The sequence below is a fragment of the Parashewanella curva genome, assembly GCF_003675895.1.
Taxonomy (GTDB): domain Bacteria; phylum Pseudomonadota; class Gammaproteobacteria; order Enterobacterales; family Shewanellaceae; genus Parashewanella; species Parashewanella curva.
On sequence record NZ_ML014753.1, the window covers coordinates 1 to 21,035 of the forward strand.

Sequence of the window (21,035 nt, forward strand, 5' to 3'; positions counted from 1 at the left end):
AAAAAACAAAAATAAGCATCCCAACAAAAAGAAAGCGAGCTTGGATGAAAACAGATTATCTCGAAAAGGTTTTAAAGGCTGGGCTAACTGTAGCGGACGAAATTTAAACACTCGCGCGGTTGCCCTGTTTTAGATCCAACCCTTCCGTTGTTTGCTATCAAGATTTCGGGGCAAAAATAAGTTATAGCTACTCCAATTACCCTTGCAGGCTACAACAATTCCCCATGGCAAAGTTGTTATTCATCGTTGGTGAAAAATAGCGTAAGCGCAGCATGGACGCTGCGCTAGATTCTGAGGTGCATGGATGCTCCATCAGAAGCGTTAGATATTTTTTGCCATAAGAGGAATGACGTATAACTTTGCGGAGCGGCATGGAGAGATCCAGGAGAGGGGTTGCTGGTGACCCCTTTCTTGGTTGGGTGTGGGCTAACAGCCCACGTCTTTAGCTGACTGATTCGCAAAATCAGGAAGTACCTTTACAATATTGAGGAGGCAACACCAAGGTCTACTAGAGTTTTGTAAAAAACTCTCTAATCCAAAACCAAATTATGGAAAAATAAAAATGAAAGGATACAACAAGATACTTTGGATTGATGGGCTCTCAGCTGCTATCGCTGGTACATCAACTCTCTTTTTACATAATTTTTTAATCACACTTTTCGGGCTACCAAAAAACATCATATTATTCATAGCCATTGTAAATCTCATTTACGCTATATGCGCCCTATCACTTGCTAAATGTAAAGCTAGGTCTCTAACAGCAGTAACAACACTGGCAGCCGGTAATTTGTAATGGGCTATTTGCTGTATTTTCATTATTAAAATGCATTTTTCCAATATGAGCTTTATCGGTTTTTTCTATATTACCGCAGAAGCGTTGTATGTTTCTGTATTAGGGTTAATTGAGTGGTTGTGTAGATACAACATTTCAAAAGCACAGAAATGACTCTCTTATTCAATCAATAAACAGCTTTAGTTGTTACCATTATCTGGCCTTAACGTCTATGTTCTCCCCTAAGAATTTATCTAGTTGACAATACAATAGAGGTAATGAGTTATGTCATTAGAATTAAGCCAAGAACTAGCGCAATGCCTTCCACCATCATTAGAAGCAATCAACCAAGAAGTTGCTGAGCAGCTTTTTAATAAAAAATCTGCCAATAAATTCACTATGGAAGGTAGTGGTAAGACATATGTTCTGACTAACTGGGTCTTCGGTGGGCGCCCTTGTTACATAAATGAAGACGCGCTAAATAGCTCCAAAAGTAGAGCTTGGGCTGTTGTTAAACTCCTCACCCAAAAAGGAGAAGCGAGGCTTATTGAGTCAGCAGTCATGCACCAAGGGATAAAGCCTGTTGGAAATAGTTTCTATGTCTTTAAAATGCCACAAGGTACTTCTTCTCAAGCACAAGAAGGTTATTTCCACTACGAAACTAACTACTCTGTATTAAGCTCGGAGCTAAAAGCAGTCTTAAAAAACAGTGTTCAAGCTGAAGCTGTATCGGTAGATGAATATGATGCTCTTAAACAACCTTTCAGATGCCCTTTTACGAATAAAATAACGGCGAGAGAAGATACAATCTCTTTGACCTTAAACGGTGCAACGACGACATGCTCAAGGTTAGGGTTTAGACGGTTTATATTACTTGGAGAAAACTACCAAGGCCTTCAATTTGAAAAACAAGATTTGTAAAGTGTTGTTTTTTCTAAGTCAGGGAGTGGCGTAACAGAATCTAAAAATATGAATGATAAAACTATATCTTCCAAACCAGAGGCTATTCCTGAAGCAACTGATACTCTTCCAAACTTAGTTACAACACTAAGCATTACATAAAGGTATAACAAAGCCCTCAAAAAGAGGGCTTGAAGTAATATTGGAAATGCTAATAATTAGGCTGTTGGAATAAAGCCTCTACCGATAACCCTTGAGCCGAAAGTAAATCTTTAAGCCGCTTCAATGCTTCGACTTGAATCTGCCTAACACGCTCGCGAGTTAAACCAATTTCAGCACCAACATCTTCTAAAGTTGAAGGCTCATAACCTAATAGTCCAAAGCGACGAGCCAATACTTCACGTTGTTTACTATTAAGTTCGTTAAGCCACTTAACAACTGAATTAGAGATATCTTTCGATTGGACCTTGTGATCTGGGCCAACCATGTCTTCTGCGGGTATCACATCTAAAAGGGCTTTATCATTTTCGCCACCAATAGGAGTATCTACAGAGGTGATCCTTTCATTCAGTTTGAGTAACTTGCTAACATCAGCACTAGGTACACCTAATTTATCTGCAATTTCTTCCGCAGTAGGCTCATGGTCAAGTTTATGAGCTAATTCACGAGCTGTGCGGAGGTAGACGTTTAGCTCTTTAACTACGTGAATGGGTAGACGAATAGTACGAGTTTGGTTCATGATGGCACGTTCAATAGTTTGACGTATCCACCAAGTCGCATAAGTTGAAAAGCGGAAACCGCGCTCGGGATCGAATTTTTCTACCGCTCTAATTAGACCAAGGTTACCTTCTTCAATAAGGTCTAACAACGCTAATCCACGGTTGTTGTAACGGCGAGCTATTTTTACAACCAATCGCAGGTTACTTTCGATCATACGATTGCGTGATTTTTCACAACCATTTAGAGCTTTTCTAGAAAAGAAGACTTCTTCTTCTGCAGATAGGAGTGGCGAAAAGCCAATTTCACCTAAATACAATTGAGTTGCATCCAAGTTTCTTGGTGTGTCTTCTTGTCCTATGATTTCATCAGCCTTTTGCTCACGCTGAGCTACGCTCACATCTGAATCCATTTCTTCAGTGACGCCTGCTAACTCTTCTACAACCGCGGTACTATTTCTACTTCCCATAATGGCTTCCCCCCAAATCGGAACTAAGATAGTGTTTACTCGGCAAAAGCTGGCAATAATTCAGATATGAAAAGAGATATTAGATTATGAGGGTTTTATAGAAAACAAGGGGAAATGCTTCCTTGTTGATACACTACAACTTCATCCCTAACTGCAGCTAACGGCTATCCTTTACCTATCGATATTGCTTACAAATTTACTTAAAAAAGTAAATCCAGCTTTTCTAACGCCTTAATTTATATCGCTCTAATGACAATAATGTTAAGGCTTACTCGTCCTCCAATGCCAAAATTGGCTCCTAAGAGTGTTACTTAGGTAGATAATGCAATGGATTGACTGATTTACCGTGGTATCGAATTTCGAAATGCAGCATTACGCGGTTTGTACCAGTGCTTCCCATTGTCGCAACAGTTTGTCCTGCTTTCACTTGTTGCTTTTCTTTTACTAAGATTTTATCGGCATGTGCATAAGCACTTAAGTAGTTATTATTGTGATTAATAATGACTAAATTACCGTAACCTCTAAGCGCATTTCCCGCGTAAACGACTTTGCCATTTGCCGCTGCTTTAATTGAGTCTCCGCGACGACCAGAAAACTTTATTCCTTTGTTTCCTTGGGCTTTACTTGAAAAACGAGCGATAATTTTTCCTTCATAGGGCCAAACCCAACGCTCTACTTTTTTCCGAGAATCTATTTTTTGAGAAGCCCTACTTTTTTGAGCAGGTGCTTTGTTGTTTTTTTGTTGTTGTACTGTTACAGAGTATGCAGCTTGATTATTTTTAGCAAGTATTTTTTTTGAACTATTTTCCTTAGTGTTTTTACTCGGTAAGTTTTTAACGTTCTTAGCCACCTTACTTACTGATTTTTTTGTGTTTTTAACTTTCCTATTGTAATTTTTTTTCGGAATTGAAGGTTTGTTTAACTTTATTATTTGACCTGGGTAGATAGTGTAGGGTTTAGGGAGCTTATTCCAAATTGCTAACTGTTTGAAATCTCGGTTTGCACCGAATGCGATCGAATATAAAGTATCACCACGCTTTACTTTGTAACGAGAGCCTTTAATACTCCCCTTTTCATAGCCAGTATTGTATGAAGTTAAACTGGAAACTGGCGCAGGTCGATCAGAACGATAACTACAACCTACACTTAAAAGCGCAATAGCAATCAGCAATACAATTCTTATGAACGCAATCACTGCATTTCACCTTGTATTTTATATTGCTGCGGCCACATGCTTCTAGTATCCATTCTGCTTGCTCAGTTCCTAAGTTCCTTACGCTAAATCTCCATCGACTAGAGGTACAAATTTAACAGGCTCAATGACTTCAGTTCTGAACGTATCACCTTCTCTAGTAATTCTCATTAACCGTTGAGATTCTCCTCCGACAGGAATAACTAACTTTCCTCCGTCCGAAAGTTGTTGTAATAACGCATCTGGGATTTGACTCGGTGCAGCGGTTACCAATATTGCTTCGTATGGTCCTTTATTTACCCAGCCTTTCCAACCATCGCCATATTTAAATGAAATGTTATGCAAATCCAGCCATTTTAGCTTTTGGCGAGCCTGTACCTGTAAGCTCTTAATACGCTCTACGGTGCAGACTTGAGGAACAATTTGAGCCAATATCGCCGTTTGATAACCTGATCCGGTGCCAATTTCCAAAATGTTATTTGGATGATGATTGGTCACTAGCTCTGTCATTTTTGCAACGATATAAGGTTGTGAAATAGTCTGACCACTTCCAATTGGCAGTGCTGTATTTTCGTAAGCTTTATGAGCTAACGCCATATCTAAAAAATGCTCACGAGGTGTATTGGACACCACTTGAAGCACTTTATGATCACTAATACCTAGTTCTGCAAGACGTTGAGATAAATTACTTGCTGCAGCGCTGACAGCCTGTGTCATAGTTTTTTAGTCCATTCATTTAAAGTGGGTAACTGCTTATAAGCGGTTAAATCTACTGTTAATGGCGTAATGGAAACATAGCCATTAGCCACGGCATTAAAGTCTGTATCTTCTTCTGAGTCTTGTTGTTGTCCCGGAGGCCCTAACCAAAAAATCTCTTTGCCAGACGGGTCTTGTGTACGAACTAAGCCTTCAGCTTTATGTCTAGCACCCAAGTGAGTTACCTTTATTCCCTTTATTTGTTCGAAAGGAATATCCGGTACATTTACATTTAATATTTGATCTCTTTCTAAAGGATGCTCCAACAAACCTTTTACCAATTTCAATGCCCAGTGAGCCGCCGTATCATAATGTTGTAACTGCTTACCAACCAAAGATATAGCGATAGCAGGTAAGCCTAAAAATCGACCTTCCATTGCTGCCGCAACAGTGCCAGAGTATAGGACATCATCTCCCATGTTGGCACCAGCATTAATGCCAGAGACAACAATTGATGGCTCTTGCGGACACAGCTCTCGTATAGCGAGATGCACACAGTCTGTTGGTGTTCCACTCACAGAAATATAACCATTATCTAACTTATTAATCCTTAAAGGGTTCGTCAAGGTTAATGAGTTACTTGCACCTGAGCAGTTACGATCAGGACCAACGGTTAATACATCGGCCATGGTTGCCATTGCTTGAGTTAACGCCTTAATTCCCGGAGCTAATACACCATCATCATTACTTACTAGGATGAATTTTTTATTACTTTTTAATGGCTGCGGTTCTGCTTTACTTTTTTCTTTCCAAACTTTCTGCTGTACATCAGTATAGTTGACCAACTCTCTTAAGATTGAAGTCGCATAGCAGCCTGCTGGCAATGAAAAGCTAATTGTGAACGTGTCTTCGCTCACTTTGTATGAAAGGTTTTCAGCTTTAAGCAGAAGTGCTCTTCTCTCTTGTTTTAAGCCAGCCTCTTCTAGTCCCTGCTTTTCAACACTAAACTGACTTAGCGCTTGGTTTTCAAAGTTCAGAGCATCAGAATGAGAACTCAATTCTCCATTTCCCCACAAAGGAGCTGAAAGTTGAATGTCATTAGTCTTCAATCTGTGTTGATTTTCATCACCCCACTCATCAACACTGAAATAGCTTTTCGAGCCAGTGAGCATCACGCAATCACCTGTAATAGGACTTAATTGGTGCTCTACTAGTCTTTTAGAAACCACTTGGTTGAACAGGTAAGAACGAACTGCGGATAAGTACATGCTTCGCTTACTTCTATCCTTGACCTTTTTGCCTTTGAACATTTCAACACCATGTTTGATGTTGTTTCCTTCATGTCCGAAACGTTGCTCACCAAAGTAATTCGGAACTCCATATTGTTTGATTTTTTCTACTTTAGCTTGAAGCTCATCAATATCTGATACATTTCTTAACGTGAGCGTAAAGCGATTGCCAGCAAGTGTACCTAAGCGAAGTTTTTTTCCATGACGATGAGCTTGTAAGATCTGCATTTCATCATCATTGAGTTCAGCCCAGTTTGGGGTATCTTTTCCCGGAATACGGACACCAAACCATTGCTCAGTGACAGCATTGCGATCTTTTTGCCCAGCAAAAGTCACGTCTTTACTTGGCACTCCGGCAAATCGAGCCAATTTATCAGCTACAAAACGAGTATTTAATCCGTCTTTTCTGACGTACAACCAATGATGTTCACCTTCGCCAGATGGTTGAACAGGCATCATTTCTACTACTTTAAAATCAGCATTATGAGTTCGTAAATTGGCAGTAGCTTTGGGTTTACCATGAAGGTAGTGTAATTCGTCAAACATCTTAAAACCTAATTCTTATCTAGCGGGTATAGTTTGCCATTGAGTACTATTTTGATTGCATCAATACTACGGCTTCTACTGCAATGCCTTCTTTGCGCCCAGTAAACCCTAACTTTTCTGTAGTTGTGGCTTTTACATTGATATTTTCAATGTCTGTTTGCAAATCTTCTGAGAGAATAGCTCTTATTGCTTCGATATGAGGCAGCATTTTAGGGGCTTGAGCTATAACCGTAACGTCTAGATTACCCATTTCGAACCCTTTATTTTGGGCAAGTTGATAGCAGTGCCTTAGTAACACTCTGCTATCAGCTCCAGCATATGCATCATCAGTGTCAGGAAAGTGCTTACCGATATCTCCTAAAGCCATGGAGCCTAAAATAGCATCGCTTATAGCGTGAAGTACCACATCACCATCAGAGTGAGCAATCAAACCATCTTGGTAAGGAATAGTAACACCGCCCAAGATTAACGGCTTATCTGAGCCAAATTTGTGTACATCAAATCCATGTCCGATTCGAAACTTCATAGGGTTACCCATTATTTTTTAAATAGAGTTCAGCTAGTGGCAAATCATCTTTATGAGTGACTTTAATATTATCAGGTCGACCGGACACTAATCCCGGCTGTATATTTGCCCACTCCATTGCAGATGCTTCATCGGTGATCGTTACATCTTCAGATAACGCACGCTCTAAATTGTTCATTAATATATTAAGTTGAAACATTTGTGGAGTCATAGCATGCCACAGTTGCTCTCGACAAACGGTTCGATCGATTGTGCCATCAGATCCAGCTCGCTTCATAGTATCTCTAACAGGTATGGCTAAGATAGCCCCTTGAGGAAACTCTTGCCTAGCGTCTAGCAATTTATCAATGTCATCGTGGGTAATACATGGCCTCGCAGCATCATGCACTAATACCCATGAATCGCTTGAATTATTTTGCTCGGCATATTTCAGTGCACTTAATACAGAATCTGCACGCTCTTTGCCACCAATCGTGGTCAATAATTTTGGGTGTTCAGATTCGGGAAGTTCCTTAAAATAAGGATCATCTTCTCCAATAGCAACAACCACTTTATCGATATTTGGATGAGATAAAAATGCGTTAAGAGTGTGACTAAGAATGGCTCTGTGATTAATGGTCAAATATTGTTTTGGAAGCGTTACTCCCATGCGTTTTCCCACACCAGCAGCAGGAATGATTGCGATAATTCGGTCGATAGTTTCGCTCACGCGTTTAAGCTCTCCAGTTAATCTTGAACAGAAGAATGACTATTTCTTTCCTCTCACGACTCGGTAGAAAGTCTCCCCTTCTTTAACAAGACCTAACTCATTTCTGGCTCGTTCTTCTAGAGCTTCGGTTCCGGTTTGTAAATTGGCGATTTCTTCTTTTAAGACTTGATTTCGTTCAACCAATTTTTGGTTATCTTGCTGTTGATTATGAATTTGATCAAGTAGTGAAAAATACTCATGCAGGCCATTTACTCCCCACCACAAGCGATATTGGAGCAATGTTAATAACACTAATAAACCGGCGATAAATAATTTCATTAAACTCAACAAGTTTGTGCAAAAATAATACTAATTGGCCTCATTAAAACAGAGGCCACCTTATCAGGTGGCCTCACATATACCTAATTATGAGTGACTAGAAGTCATCAATCAAGGTTTCAATTACTTGCAGTTGATTTCAGCCAAGCCGCGATAAACTGCTTTGTCACCCAACTGCTCTTCGATACGAAGTAATTGGTTGTACTTAGCAACACGATCTGAACGGCATAGTGAACCAGTCTTAATTTGACCAGCTGCTGTACCTACAGCTAAATCAGCAATGGTTGCATCTTCAGTTTCGCCGCTGCGGTGAGAAATAACGGCAGTGAAGCCAGCTTCTTTCGCCATGCGAATTGCTGCAAGAGTTTCTGTTAGGGAACCAATCTGGTTGAACTTGATAAGGATAGAGTTACCAATCTTGTTTTCAATACCACGAGCTAAGATCTTAGTGTTAGTTACGAACAAATCGTCACCTACTAGCTGAACTTTGTCACCCATGATTTGAGTTTGGTATGCCCAACCATCCCAATCTGACTCGTCTAAACCATCTTCAATAGAAACAATTGGGTATTCAGTTGCTAGCTCTTTTAGGAAATCAGAGAAGCCGTTTGAATCGAATACTTTACCTTCACCAGAAAGGTCATATTTACCGTCTTTATAGAATTCAGACGCTGCGCAATCAAGTGCTAGCGTAACATCTTTACCTAGCTCGTAACCTGCTGCTTCTACTGCTTCTTTAATAACTGCTAGTGCTTCTGCATTTGAAGATAGATTAGGAGCAAAGCCACCTTCATCACCTACTGCAGTGTTAAGGCCTTTACCTTTAAGTACTTTTTTAAGGCTGTGGAAGATTTCAGCGCCAACACGTAATGCTTCACGGAAGCTTTTTGCGCCAACAGGCTGTACCATGAACTCTTGGATATCAACGTTGTTATCCGCGTGCTCACCACCGTTAAGGATGTTCATCATAGGAACTGGCATAGAGTACTGCCCTGCAGTACCGTTAAGTTCAGCAATGTGAGCATAAAGTGGGATAGCTTTAAATGCAGCCGCTGCTTTAGCGTTTGCTAGAGATACAGCAAGGATAGCATTAGCGCCTAGCTTATCTTTGTTTTCAGTACCATCAAGATCAATCATGATTTGGTCGACATCAGCTTGAGCAGTAGCATCTTTACCAACTAATGCTTCAGCAATTTGACCATTGATGTTAGCAACAGCAGTTAATACACCTTTACCCAAGTAACGTGCTTTATCACCATCGCGTAATTCAAGAGCTTCACGGCTACCAGTTGATGCGCCAGATGGAGCAGCAGCCATTCCAACAAAGCCACCTTCTAAATGTACTTCAGCTTCTACAGTTGGATTACCACGTGAGTCCATGATCTCGCGACCAATTACTTTTACAATCTTAGCCATTGTTATCCTCGATATTAAAATTAGAGTAATTTAAAACAAAAAAATGAAAACTTATACCAATTGAGTAATTAAGCACCAAATTGGAATAAATTCTCAAACTATGACTACCACTTCAACTCATAATAAGTCGAAGTGGTAGCAGGATACCCCTAACTGTTTTTTTGAAACTCTGCTGCCGCAGCAACAAAACCTTCAAACAAAGGATGTCCATCTCTTGGAGTTGAAGTAAATTCAGGGTGGAATTGACCAGCGACGAACCAAGGGTGATCAGCCAGTTCAATCATCTCAACCAATTTACGATCAAATGACAAGCCACTAAATATTAAGCCCGCTTTTTCTAACTGCTCAACAAAGTTATTATTCACTTCATAACGGTGACGATGACGCTCAACACAAGATTCTGAACCATAAGCCTTTGCTGCTTTGGTTCCTTTCTTCAAGTGACAAACCTGTGCACCAAGACGCATAGTGCCACCTAAATCAGAGGCTTCATCACGCTGCTCTATCTTACCTTCATTATCAATCCATTCCGTGATCAAACCCACAACTGGGAAAGGAGACTGCTTATCAAATTCGCTTGAGTGCGCACCTTTCATACCAGCAACGTTACGAGCGAACTCAATTAAAGCCACTTGCATGCCAAGGCAAATACCAAAATACGGTACTTTATTCTCACGAGCATATTTAGCTGCTAAGATTTTACCCTCTACGCCACGCTCACCAAAGCCACCAGGGATCAAGATACCATCAAGATCTTCTAATACTTCATTACCTTTAGCTTCGACGGTTTGAGAGTCTACGTATTTAATGTTAACTGATAAACGGTTTTTCAAACCTGCGTGCTTTAACGCTTCGTTTACTGATTTATATGCATCAGGTAATTCAATGTATTTACCTACCATACCAATGGTCACTTCATCGGTTGGGTTCGCTTCTTGGTAGATTACATTCTCCCATTCAACTAAGTCAGCTTCTTTGCATTCGATACCAAAACGCTTAGTCACTAAGTCATCCAGCCCTTGAGACTTTAGTAGTGCAGGGATTTTATAGATGCTATCCACATCTTTAAGTGAGATAACGGCACGTTCTTCTACGTTACAGAACAGAGAAATTTTCGCTTTTTCATTACTTGGAATCGCGCGATCACCACGACAAATCAGAACATCTGGAGCAATACCGATTGAGCGAAGTTCTTTAACTGAGTGCTGAGTCGGCTTAGTTTTCACTTCACCCGCTGCACCTAAGAAAGGTACTAAAGTTAAGTGCATGAACAAGGTACGCTCACGACCTAGAGATACACCTAACTGACGAATTGACTCTAGGAATGGTAGCGATTCGATATCACCTACAGTTCCGCCAATTTCAACGATTGCAATATCGTGACCTTCGCCGCCAGCTAATACCTTCTCTTTAATCGCATTGGTGATATGAGGAATAACCTGAATGGTTGCACCTAGGTAGTCACCACGACGTTCTTTGCGAAGCACTTCTTCGTATATACGACCAGTAGTGAAATTGTTGCGTTTGGTCATTTTGGTGCGAATAAAACGCTCATAGTGACCTAAGTCTAAATCTGTTTCCGCCCCGTCTTCGGTTACGAACACTTCACCGTGTTGAGTCGGACTCATTGTGCCCGGATCGACGTTAATATACGGGTCCAGTTTCATAATGGTAACGTCTAAACCACGTGCTTCTAAAATCGCCGCTAACGACGCCGCTGCAATGCCTTTACCTAATGATGAAACCACACCACCAGTTACGAAGATATACCTTGTAGTCATGCTGAACCTGAGAAAGTAAAAGTAATAATTCGCTTACATCAATTCAAATACAACTTATCAATAGGCCAAGTTTTAAACCAAAGCACTGCTAACAAACTATAGCTTGTGTATGAAAATTGGATTGATATGAGAAAGCACTAGGACGGGGAAGTAGTCTAGCAAAAACTGCTAAGCGGCACAATTGAGAATTTAACAAGAACGGTGTTTTCTTGTATTGGTTTGACTAAAAATTGATTTTAGGTAATTTCGAAGCCTCGGGTTGGCTTATCAATGCTAAAAACGATGAGAATTCATCTTCCTTTAATGTACCTTCACGCCTTAAGATTGCTATTTTTTCCTCTCTGCTTGCACTATGCCAATCAACTGAAAAGCGCCGAGCAGCTGTTTCGACATGCTTGAGAGCAAAATGTTGTGCCTCTCTGAATTCGCTTCGTTTTCTTCTTCTCTCTAACTTGCTTACTGTAGGTTTGACCTCATCACTCAATGTCAAAGCACTCATATTAGGGATGTCAAAACATCGCCGTTGATTTCGCTGTAACCTATGATGTTGCATTAATTGAAACGTCTCTTTGTCCAATACATCATCTAGTACCACCTCATCTTCAGAAACCAGATCAATTACTTGTTTAGTTTTTGAAGGCTTAATAGTTTTAGATTGCTTTTTAACACTATAAAACACGAAGGATGGTTTACGATTTTCCTCTACCCAAAATACATCATAGATCACTGAATCTAATTCAAAGTTAAGCGTTTCTTTAAGTTCAGGACCTTGTTTTAAGTGCCCATTAACAAAAGTACAAAAACTTTTTACACTTTGTGGTTCTGTGAAATTTTCCTGAGAAAACTCCCCCAATACATTACTTAGCTGCTCATCTTTTGTATTTGAAATTAGCCACTGCCTTAATTTTTGCTCACCATTACCGTTAATTAGATAATAATTAAGCTTCTCTTCTAACAAGGGCTCAGAAAAAGCAGACTGAGTCTTAAACTCGGAGTCGGGAATGCTGTTTAGTGATAGACAGGTAGCCATTTTGCCCTCCAATTTTTATAGTGAATATAAATATGCTGTGATTAATCTGCTATTCAATCAGGGGAACTTTGTTTAACGTCTAATGAATGGCATTTATCTGAAGATGAAAAAAAAGCTCTAAGCCTTTGGTTCTTTATCGTTTTCAATTCATGCTTTGTTTTTAACAGGACTAGTTCATTTGTTAATTTTTTCAAAGGAAGCTTTTTGCCTTCTAATTCTGAAGGGAGGAAATAGCTATGAACAACCTGAGCTTCCTCCCCCGTTGTTGCAGAAGTATGAACCTGATATTTGCGCCTTATATTGTCAGCAACCAAATGTTGGTCAGTAGCTGTTAGTGTATCGACTAAGGTATAGACACTGACCTTTTTACCTTTCTTAGATTCATGCTTATTGTTAAGCCAATCGCTTAATAACTCTCATAGACAAGCTAGACTCTGGCCTTGATTGTTAGTTTCAATTTTTTTTATTTGAGGATATAAGAACCCCAAACGTAATCCAACACGCCTCCACTCATAAAATTGGAACTCTGGCAAGAGAACATCTAAATCAGCTGGCGTTAATTCTCTATGTTCACCCTCAGTTGAATAGTATTCAAAAGAAACTGTGGCAGGTGATGAAATAGGGTTGCCATAATAAAACTACGAATTATTAACGAAGCTGAAGAATAACAAATAAGCGTTCTCACTTAATTGGTTGAGCATTAATCTTTGTTAAACCTCATAGCTTCCGTGATGTTGCATCGACACAAATATTTGGAACATCAAGCAAAAGCAATGTCAGAATTTTAGTCCAACTAATTTATACCGAAACACCATGGCAAACTTCAACAAAATTGAATTAGCTTGTAATTCTCATTAGAGCTTTAATTGGCTCACTAGTTTCATCAAAACTAGGCGCTAAATCCATAATGACATTTGCTAAATCAACAAATGCTTTACGCTCGGTTTTAATTGCTATCATTAGCATTTCTCTAGCACGACTACCAACTTTAGATTCTTCTGTTTCAATTGTACTAAGTGTGTTTGGATTTATCCCTAAGCCTTCACCAATTACCCTCCAGTGATTTTGTAAAAAACCACCATCTTGTCTCATCACACCCATAAGCTGATTTAAATCAGATGATTTCATTTGCCTATTGAGCTGAGCATATGCAGCTGCGCTTAATTTACTGACGCTATTGGTGAAAGAATGTGTTTGCTGTTCCGAAGAATGGGGCAATGTCACATGTGGTTGATTGTAAGGCCAAGCCCGTAAATCTTGCTGTTGAGATTCATAAACTTTAAGCTTTTCTTTTAGCTCTAGGTTTTCTTTAACTAACACTTGATTTATTTGTTTTATAGCACCCGTTTCACTTTCATGAAATTCTTGCTGACGCTCCATGTCAACTTTCAAGGAGGAAAGCTGTTGTTGTAGTTGCTGAATTTCTCTTTGAGCATGTTGGTAATGTGCTTCATAAGAATTAGCTTGAGAAAGTGCTTGTACCTCCATAACTCTTGCAGAAGCATGTGCACTACTGCTATTTACATTCTTAGCTAAAATTTCATCAGCAATCCAATTATCATGACGTCTTATCGCAGCAATAATAAATGCACCATTTGCTTTACTACCATGAGCTTTAGATTGCTCTGTCGTCAAAAAGTGAGATAGCATTCTACGTTTACATTGCTCAATTTGACCTCGACCATCTCTTTCAATTTGTTCTAGTTTTGTATAGATAAGACCCAAACCAAGCCCAAAATTTTGCCAGTCATTCAATTCTCCAAGGTCACTGAGTATTGATTCTAGGTCTCTGATGGTTAGATTTTGTGAAACACTCCAGTGTCGTTGTGGAGCTATTTGCCGATCGAATTGTTGGTTAACACCTATATTCCCCCATTGATTACCACCTATAGCTGACATATTTTTTCACCTTAAATTAATTCAACTTTGGCAAATACTATCAAAGAGCTACCAATAATATTTCATCATTAACAAGGTTTAATTTTTCCAACATTTACTGATAAACGTAACAGCACCTAAGCGGGAATTTGCATCCCCAACTCTTTCATTTTGGCAATTTTGTATCTTAAGGTTCTTGGGCTTATGCCCAGTTTTTCTGCCACCATTTTTCGGCTGCCTTGGTACTGATTTAGAGTTTCTAAAATGATCACGTGCTCTTGCGCTTTTAGATCCTTACCAAGTGTTTCGGCTTCTTTAGTTTGAGGTTCGACATCATCATTAGTTGCTTGTTCATGCACATCATTAGCATCAATGATAATATCATCAGTAGTAATTTCTTCACCTTGATGCAGAATAATGGCTCGTTGGATCACATTATCCAACTCACGTACATTACCAGGCCAACGGTGTAGTAATAGTTTTCGGATTGCAGCATCTGACAACTCTGGCACTTGTATAATAGATTGCTTTTCGCAGTGCTTATTGAGCATATGTTTTGCCAGCGGAATAATATCAGCAGGACGTTGGTACAACGCTGGCCACGCTAATGGAAATACGTTAATACGATAATATAAATCTTCTCGAAATTGACCTTCATCGACATAGGCTTTTAAATCACGGTTTGATGTAGCTAATACGCGAACATCTAACTTGATGGTTTTACGACCACCTAAACGCTCAACTTCCCTTTCTTGTAAAACTCGAAGTAGTTTAACTTGAAGCCCTAATTCCATTTCTGAAATTTCATCCAGTAACAGAGTACCACCTTGAGCTTGTTCAAATTTGCCCGGACAAGCTTGATGTGCACCAGTAAACGCGCCTTTTTCATACCCAAATAAGGTGGCTTCAAGCATATTTTCGGGAATTGCCGCGCAGTTGATTGCGATAAATGGTGCATCTTTACGGCTACTGTTTTGATGAACATAGCGAGCCATGACTTCTTTACCACTTCCACTTGGCCCAAGAATCATCACCGATGCGTCTGAGTTAGCCACTCTTTTCGCAAGGTTAAACAAATTAACGCTTTTTTCATCCTCAATAATAGGTTGATTAATATCTGAAGAATCTGGCAAATAGCGTGAAACTTGGTTTAGTAACACTTCGGTCGCGAAAGGTTTCTCTAGATAATCCACTGCACCTTGCTTTATCGCTTTAACTGCATCGTCAACGGTTGCGTAAGCGGTCATCATTAGCATGGGCAGTTTAGGGTGATTAGCCGAAACGTAATTCAATAAACCTAAACCACCAATACCTTCCATTTGCACATCGCTGATCACCATATCAAAGCTGTGCTTTTTCAGTGCCAAAATAGCATCTTCGGCAGAGGCCACATCCAAGCAATCGTACTGAGACAGGGTTAAGGTATCCACTAAAGCCTCGCGTAAATCCGCATCATCTTCGACTAATAATAATTTGGCTTGAGACATTATACTTACTCCAAATTAAGCGGCTGCAGCAAGAGCTGGAAATCTCATTACAAAATGACAACCTTTCTCTTTCTCACAACTTAACGTTAATTGACCACCATGATTTCCAACTACTGACTGCACCACGGCGAGCCCCAAGCCCGTTCCTTGTGACTTTGTTGTATAAAATGGTTCTAGAATTTTACTGTGTAACTCTGCGGGTAAGCCTTTACCGTTATCGATTACCTCAAGAAATAGCTCTTGATTATGCTCGCTGGCTTTAATCGTGATTTCGGTCGCTTTCGCTTCAATACTATTCATAACTAAGTTATTAATGGCTGACGCTAGTGCAGAGTGATTTGCCATAAGCTTTGAAGAAGACATATCAATAAATTTAAGCTGACAATGATGCTTAGCAGCAATCGGTTCGCAATTGGCTTCAACTTCACGCATCACCCGTTCTAGCCCTACAGCTTCGCCTTCTTGCTCTTGACGACCTCTAGCCATCAGAAGCATGTCATTTACTTGACGTTCAAGTTGGTTCAATCGATCGACCAGCTTTCCTTGAAACTTATCTTTATTGGCTTGAGGTAATTTGGGATTAGCTAAATTAGTCGCATATAGCATGGCAGCAGATAATGGCGTGCGTACTTGATGGGCTAACTTAGCCACCATTTTGCCTAGTGCTGATAAGCGCTGAAGATGAGCCAAGCTATTTTGTAACTGACGAGTTTCTGTCAAATCAGTAAGAACGATTAGCTGTCCTGATTCTGGTGATAAAGGCGTGATTTCTAATTTGACTCGACGACCATTAATTAGAGATACCTCGTGTCCGTCATCTTCTTGTGGCGCAAAGGAGCGCTGAATGATAGTAAACCATTGCTGGCCTTCAAGAGGCTCACCAAGTAATTCAATTGCAACAGGGTTAGCTTTGGTTACTACACCGTTGCCATCGAGAATAACAATGCCTGACGGCATAGCTTGCAATATGTGTTCTACTTCATTCGACATTGAATGACCTCACTCATGGCTTCTAGCAAGAAAACAGAGTGAAGACGATTTACAAGAAATCGAACAAATACTTTTAGTATTAATGAGTTGCTCACTCATTCACTCCGTCAAAAAACTGTTTCTAGAGTGAATAAAGCAGCTAATATGCCAACTATTTGATCTAAAATTATTATGAAGAAGGCGAAAGTAGAATGAGGTATAAAAAGAGTATCGTTTTAGCTGAATTTAAGTTGAATGGACTATTTAATTTTTGTTAAACGACCGTACCTCTGGGAGCAAACGTTCTTGAAAGTCCTCCCTTGTTAATTGAGTATCAGTGTTTGTATTTTTCACACTGTCACAATCAGCGAGTTGTTGTCGTAACATCTGTGCCCTAAAACCAATTTTAGTATCAAAATTTTCTTGCCTTTTCTGGCTTAATTTTTGCTCACATTTATTTTTTTGCTCCATTTCTTCATAAGCTCTTAAATCATCCTGCTTTGGCAAATAGATACAAACCTTTCTTTCTTGTTGCTCCTGATTCACAAGGGTTACCATGACCTGATTTCCCCAATCCATATTTTTGAACTTAATAAAACCATAAGGCATTTTATCTACAAGTACGGGGAACTTCCTATCTTCCAACACCGCTAAACGAGGAGCTTTACCAAAGCTTACTTCGACACTTGAACATTCTGCTTTCAGCCTATGAGCAACGACAAACTCAGCAAGTAGTAACCCTTTCTGTGCAATACCAGATAGAGCATTATTCAATGTTTTTATATCTGTATGAAGCAGTGAAATCATCGACTGATATTGATGCAAGTTTAGCTTTTTTGACTCACCACTCTCATCTGCTACTGTAATAAAAAGAGGTAATGAACCAATTTTAGGAAGCGATATAACTTGTTCAGTTTCAGGCTGGAGAACTTCCATTGTTTTTTCTGATTCAATGCTCAGTTCTTTAGCAGATTCTTTTTTTTCTTTAACCAACAACTCAGTTTTATTTTTTTCAATAGGCGGACTAACGTGAGCATTAGTGGTGTTAATCGTCCAATCTTCCCTTTTTATTTTTCCATAAGTTCTAGTGACTCTATTTTGGTATTTTACTCTGCTCCTGCTGAGTAATATGCGATTGAAAAATTCATCAGATACAACCTTTGCAACTTCCTGACTTTTTTTTGAGTCGACTTCTTCTCCGTCAAAAAATAGCTCTAATTTCCTTTCGCGGTCAGTTACAGAGTTGTATTCATATCTAACTTTGATGCTTTCACTTTCAGTTGCACCTACCTCCTTTACCGTAACCACGCCAGCAAAATTTTTAAGCGTCATCGGAGGGAAGAGTTCCCTAGGCAGAGCCCATGAAGTTTGATATGAAGCTGATTGAGAAGCCATTCTTAATATTCGAAAAATAACAATGTGGTAAACATTGTATATTGAATAGCAAGCAAACTAATCCAATATAAATTGGTTTTAATTTTGTATTAATAGGGGGATTAGAGAGCAAACCTGTCAAGCAGGTTTGCTTATATACTCAAAAAAATTAATCTTTAGACAGGCTATATTTTTTCATTTTCTCAACAAGGGTAGTACGACGAATACCCAACATTTCTGCAGCTCTGGCAACAACGTTATCTTGTTGGTCAAGAGCTTGACGGATCATGTCAATTTCCAGCTCTGCTAATAAATCTTTCAGATTCACCCCTTCAGCAGGCAATTCACTAGGAAAACGGTTTTCTGGTATTTCTACAGGCTCATCATCGTTAAAAATTGCAGCTAATGCATCACGTTCTGCTTGCTCTTCACTTACGGCCACTTGATATTCAGGTACATCAATATGGCGGTATTTATGTGGTAAGTCATTAACGTCTACTAAACCACCTGGATATAAAATGGTTAGCCTTTCAACTAGATTCGATAATTCGCGAACGTTACCAGACCAAGCATGTTCTTTCAGTGAATCAATAGCACGTTGAGTGAAACGCACTTTTCCTCGACCTTCGTTAAATACTCGAGCCACTAGCTCTTGCAAAAGTAGAGGTATATCGTCACTTCGCTCTTTCAACGATGGCATTTCAATAGGAAATACATTGAGGCGGTAATACAAATCTTCACGAAACTCGTTTTCCTTGATCATCAACTCAAGGTCGCGGTGCGTCGCAGCCACAACTCGAACATCCGCTTTTAAGGTTTTAGAACCACCAACACGCTCAAATACTCGCTCTTGAAGAACACGCAGTAACTTCACTTGCATTTGCAATGGCATATCGCCAATTTCGTCTAAAAACAGCGTACCGCCTTCGGCTAGTTCAAAGCGGCCTTTCCTTGCTGTAATCGCCCCCGTGAATGAACCTTTTTCATGACCAAATAGTTCACTTTCAAGAAGTTCTGGAGGAATGGCACCACAGTTTACAGGGATAAAAGGACCGTCACGGCGTTCTGAAAGGTAATGGATGTTTCTAGCAACAACTTCTTTACCAGTACCAGACTCACCAAGCACCAATACCGTAGCGTCAGAACCAGCAACTTGGCTGATCATGTGCCTAACTTGGTTAATGCCCTCACTTCTACCAACAAGGCTTCTAAATAGCTTGGTTTGGTTTACACTGGTTGGTACTTCCACCCGTTTGGCTTGACCAAATACTTGGCAAAAATGTAAAAGCTCGGTGAGTTGTGGGTAACTGAGATTGTCAGCCAATGAACCGATAAGGTTAGCCGCATCAAATTCTATTTCCTGAGACAAGGCAATAAAAGGTTGCCACGGCAAAGTACTAACTAAAGCACGAACGGTTTCGAGCTCACTGACAGTGACGCCAAAAACAATTGCTCGATAGCGAGTATCTTTTGTTGAAGCTGAGAGACGATCTAAGCTGATCTTCTCGACTTGTTCTCCAAGAAACTCCAATACGCAAGTTAAACGATTAAATCGCTCTGAGTCATTACCGACAAGTAAAATTCGTTGATCAATTTGCATCATTAATAAGGCCGTAAGTGCATCATCACTATAAAAACCCAACCATCACTAATTACTTGGGTAATCCTTTGCCCATTAGGTTAAAAGTATTATTACAGTTTAGTAGAGCTCACCAACAATGTTAGTTGAATAAACTATGCTGGTTCTAACCCGATTGTAAGTTGCAGTGTCATTTTAGCTAATTTTATGTTACCCGTAGGTAAACACTGCTTAATATCTCGCATATTGTATTATCAGAACGCGAGAAGCAAGTCTCTGATAGGCTTTCTGCACAACAAGTCAACTTATAGCTCAAAAATCAAACACCCCTTATGATGTACGTCAAGAAAATGGCTATAGAGATTTTAACGGCACATAAAAAGCTAGGCATGCACATCAGCCTATATCGTTTCGATTTTTATTTTTATTGCCAGCAAAAAGCAAAACAGGCGTTTCAAAAACGCCTGTTATCAGCCCAAAATGAAAAAAAGTTTTAGCTGGCGTGAGCAGTAATATGATGCATTTCTTCTGGGATTTCATCCCAGCCCTCTTTTAAGGTTCTAAGAACTTCTGAGACATCATTTAACATTTTTGTGTCATTGCTTAGGTTAGCTTGAATCAAACCGTTAATAACAAAATCATACAATGCTTCTAGATTGTGCCCTAGCTCATCATCGTCCATTACCAAGCAGCTTCTCAAGCCTTCTACAATGTCAATGGCCTTGCCAATGCATAAGCCTTTGGCTGCAATATCATTATTTTCAATGGCGTAACGAGATTGAGCGATACGCTCCAATGCACCAGCGAATAACATTTGTGTAATTTTATGTGGTGAAGCTTCAGTAATTTGACTGTTTACTGACACTTGACGATAGGACTGTAGCGATCCTCTCATAGTACCAACTCCATTTTTATGTGTTCTTAAAATTCATGAGAAACCAATCCAAACCACCTCTATAAATGAATACGTTTTACTGTTTCATTTTGTCAGCAACAACCAATGATCATTTGCCCGAATCGATGTCTTGGTAAAGGTTAATTTTTTTGGTACCCGGTTTAACTTTCGCTAATGCATCAAAGTAATATTGGCGATGAGTAACAAGGGCATCCATAAACGCTTTCGCCAACGCTTTTTGTTGATTGATATAATCTGCATCGACATCATTGCCTGATGTGACTTTTTCAATCAAAAGTTGACGCTTGTCTATTAATCCCTGCAAACTCGATGCCAGTTCCTCTGATTTATGGATGTCTGATTTAATAACATCATCCAAGCTTTTAATGGTATGAGATATCGTTTGATTTAGCTCTTTTAGCTGCTGCTTTAGCTCTGACACTCTGGCATTCCTAAAATCGGTTTATGTACTGCTTATTGTAGATTCTCTTG

The 21,035-nt window shown here is 39.6% G+C and carries 17 protein-coding genes and 2 pseudogenes; 1 reads left to right on the forward strand and 18 read right to left on the reverse strand.

Going from position 1 to position 21,035, the window contains the following annotated elements; genetic code table 11:
* Positions 1–1,057 precede the first annotated feature (1,057 nt).
* Entirely contained in the window at positions 1,058–1,693 is a 636-nt protein-coding gene (locus tag D5018_RS00010; RefSeq protein WP_121836942.1) for a hypothetical protein, read from the forward strand.
* Between the two features lie 190 nt (positions 1,694–1,883).
* On the opposite strand, the gene rpoS is transcribed toward D5018_RS00010, so the two are convergent.
* The 18 genes and pseudogenes from rpoS to D5018_RS00100 form a co-directional block, all read right to left on the reverse strand.
* Positions 1,884–2,858: an RNA polymerase sigma factor RpoS gene (gene rpoS, locus D5018_RS00015; protein ID WP_121836943.1), complete on the reverse strand. Its 975-nt coding sequence runs from the start codon at positions 2,856–2,858 to the stop codon at positions 1,884–1,886.
* Positions 2,859–3,165: 307 nt separating this feature from the next.
* Complete coding sequence (locus D5018_RS00020; RefSeq protein WP_243637347.1) at positions 3,166–4,053, reverse strand: peptidoglycan DD-metalloendopeptidase family protein; 888 nt, start codon at positions 4,051–4,053, stop codon at positions 3,166–3,168.
* A gap of 78 nt (positions 4,054–4,131) precedes the next feature.
* Positions 4,132–4,767 carry a protein-L-isoaspartate(D-aspartate) O-methyltransferase gene (locus tag D5018_RS00025; protein WP_121836944.1) on the reverse strand — a complete coding sequence of 212 codons (636 nt, stop codon included), beginning with the start codon at positions 4,765–4,767 and terminating at the stop codon, positions 4,132–4,134.
* Entirely contained in the window at positions 4,764–5,504 is a 741-nt protein-coding gene (gene surE, locus D5018_RS21920; protein ID WP_121837154.1) for a 5'/3'-nucleotidase SurE, read from the reverse strand. The genes D5018_RS00025 and surE overlap by 4 nt, the downstream gene beginning before the upstream one ends.
* 96 nt (positions 5,505–5,600) lie before the next feature.
* A pseudogene (gene truD, locus D5018_RS21925) lies at positions 5,601–6,581 on the reverse strand (tRNA pseudouridine(13) synthase TruD); the annotation flags it as partial.
* Positions 6,582–6,627: 46 nt separating this feature from the next.
* Positions 6,628–7,107: a 2-C-methyl-D-erythritol 2,4-cyclodiphosphate synthase gene (ispF, locus tag D5018_RS00040; protein WP_121837155.1), complete on the reverse strand. Its 480-nt coding sequence runs from the start codon at positions 7,105–7,107 to the stop codon at positions 6,628–6,630.
* Between the two features lie 4 nt (positions 7,108–7,111).
* Complete coding sequence (gene ispD / locus D5018_RS00045; RefSeq protein ID WP_121836945.1) at positions 7,112–7,816, reverse strand: 2-C-methyl-D-erythritol 4-phosphate cytidylyltransferase; 705 nt, start codon at positions 7,814–7,816, stop codon at positions 7,112–7,114.
* 39 nt (positions 7,817–7,855) lie between these two features.
* A complete protein-coding gene (ftsB, locus tag D5018_RS00050) occupies positions 7,856–8,134 on the reverse strand; it encodes a cell division protein FtsB (protein WP_121836946.1) in 279 nt (92 codons plus the stop codon).
* Between the two features lie 123 nt (positions 8,135–8,257).
* A complete protein-coding gene (gene eno, locus D5018_RS00055; RefSeq protein ID WP_121836947.1) occupies positions 8,258–9,550 on the reverse strand; it encodes a phosphopyruvate hydratase in 1,293 nt (430 codons plus the stop codon).
* A 149-nt stretch (positions 9,551–9,699) separates the two neighbouring features.
* The gene (locus D5018_RS00060) at positions 9,700–11,331 is read right to left on the reverse strand and encodes a CTP synthase (protein WP_121836948.1); all 1,632 of its coding nucleotides are present in this window, start codon (positions 11,329–11,331) and stop codon (positions 9,700–9,702) included.
* A 223-nt stretch (positions 11,332–11,554) separates the two neighbouring features.
* Positions 11,555–12,361, reverse strand: coding sequence for a hypothetical protein (locus D5018_RS00065; protein WP_121836949.1), 807 nt, complete (start codon positions 12,359–12,361; stop codon positions 11,555–11,557).
* 837 nt (positions 12,362–13,198) lie between these two features.
* Positions 13,199–14,260, reverse strand: coding sequence for a hypothetical protein (locus D5018_RS00070; RefSeq protein ID WP_121836950.1), 1,062 nt, complete (start codon positions 14,258–14,260; stop codon positions 13,199–13,201).
* A gap of 116 nt (positions 14,261–14,376) precedes the next feature.
* Complete coding sequence (locus D5018_RS00075) at positions 14,377–15,726, reverse strand: sigma-54-dependent transcriptional regulator (protein ID WP_121836951.1); 1,350 nt, start codon at positions 15,724–15,726, stop codon at positions 14,377–14,379.
* Positions 15,727–15,741: 15 nt separating this feature from the next.
* Positions 15,742–16,719 (reverse strand): annotated as a pseudogene (locus D5018_RS00080) (sensor histidine kinase); the annotation flags it as partial.
* Positions 16,720–16,959: 240 nt separating this feature from the next.
* Complete coding sequence (locus tag D5018_RS00085) at positions 16,960–18,027, reverse strand: hypothetical protein (RefSeq protein WP_121836953.1); 1,068 nt, start codon at positions 18,025–18,027, stop codon at positions 16,960–16,962.
* 211 nt (positions 18,028–18,238) lie between these two features.
* Complete coding sequence (locus D5018_RS00090) at positions 18,239–19,672, reverse strand: sigma-54 dependent transcriptional regulator (protein ID WP_121837156.1); 1,434 nt, start codon at positions 19,670–19,672, stop codon at positions 18,239–18,241.
* 469 nt (positions 19,673–20,141) lie between these two features.
* Complete coding sequence (gene fliS, locus D5018_RS00095) at positions 20,142–20,543, reverse strand: flagellar export chaperone FliS (protein WP_121836954.1); 402 nt, start codon at positions 20,541–20,543, stop codon at positions 20,142–20,144.
* A gap of 109 nt (positions 20,544–20,652) precedes the next feature.
* Complete coding sequence (locus D5018_RS00100) at positions 20,653–20,985, reverse strand: hypothetical protein (protein ID WP_121836955.1); 333 nt, start codon at positions 20,983–20,985, stop codon at positions 20,653–20,655.
* Positions 20,986–21,035 lie beyond the last annotated feature (50 nt).

Excerpts from the sequence above, each read along its gene's own strand:
- ftsB (WP_121836946.1), bottom strand. The coding sequence starts at position 8,134 with ATGAAATTATTTATCGCCGGTTTATTAGTGTTATTAACATTGCTCCAA.
- rpoS (WP_121836943.1), bottom strand. The coding sequence starts at position 2,858 with ATGGGAAGTAGAAATAGTACCGCGGTTGTAGAAGAGTTAGCAGGCGTC.
- D5018_RS00010 (WP_121836942.1), top strand. The coding sequence starts at position 1,058 with ATGTCATTAGAATTAAGCCAAGAACTAGCGCAATGCCTTCCACCATCA.
- D5018_RS00075 (WP_121836951.1), bottom strand. The coding sequence starts at position 15,726 with ATGTCTCAAGCCAAATTATTATTAGTCGAAGATGATGCGGATTTACGC.
- ispF (WP_121837155.1), bottom strand. The coding sequence starts at position 7,107 with ATGAAGTTTCGAATCGGACATGGATTTGATGTACACAAATTTGGCTCA.
- eno (WP_121836947.1), bottom strand. The coding sequence starts at position 9,550 with ATGGCTAAGATTGTAAAAGTAATTGGTCGCGAGATCATGGACTCACGT.
- D5018_RS00025 (WP_121836944.1), bottom strand. The coding sequence starts at position 4,767 with ATGACACAGGCTGTCAGCGCTGCAGCAAGTAATTTATCTCAACGTCTT.
- D5018_RS00060 (WP_121836948.1), bottom strand. The coding sequence starts at position 11,331 with ATGACTACAAGGTATATCTTCGTAACTGGTGGTGTGGTTTCATCATTA.
- fliS (WP_121836954.1), bottom strand. The coding sequence starts at position 20,543 with ATGAGAGGATCGCTACAGTCCTATCGTCAAGTGTCAGTAAACAGTCAA.
- D5018_RS00065 (WP_121836949.1), bottom strand. The coding sequence starts at position 12,361 with ATGGCTACCTGTCTATCACTAAACAGCATTCCCGACTCCGAGTTTAAG.
- D5018_RS00070 (WP_121836950.1), bottom strand. The coding sequence starts at position 14,260 with ATGTCAGCTATAGGTGGTAATCAATGGGGGAATATAGGTGTTAACCAA.
- D5018_RS00090 (WP_121837156.1), bottom strand. The coding sequence starts at position 19,672 with ATGATGCAAATTGATCAACGAATTTTACTTGTCGGTAATGACTCAGAG.
- D5018_RS00085 (WP_121836953.1), bottom strand. The coding sequence starts at position 18,027 with ATGACGCTTAAAAATTTTGCTGGCGTGGTTACGGTAAAGGAGGTAGGT.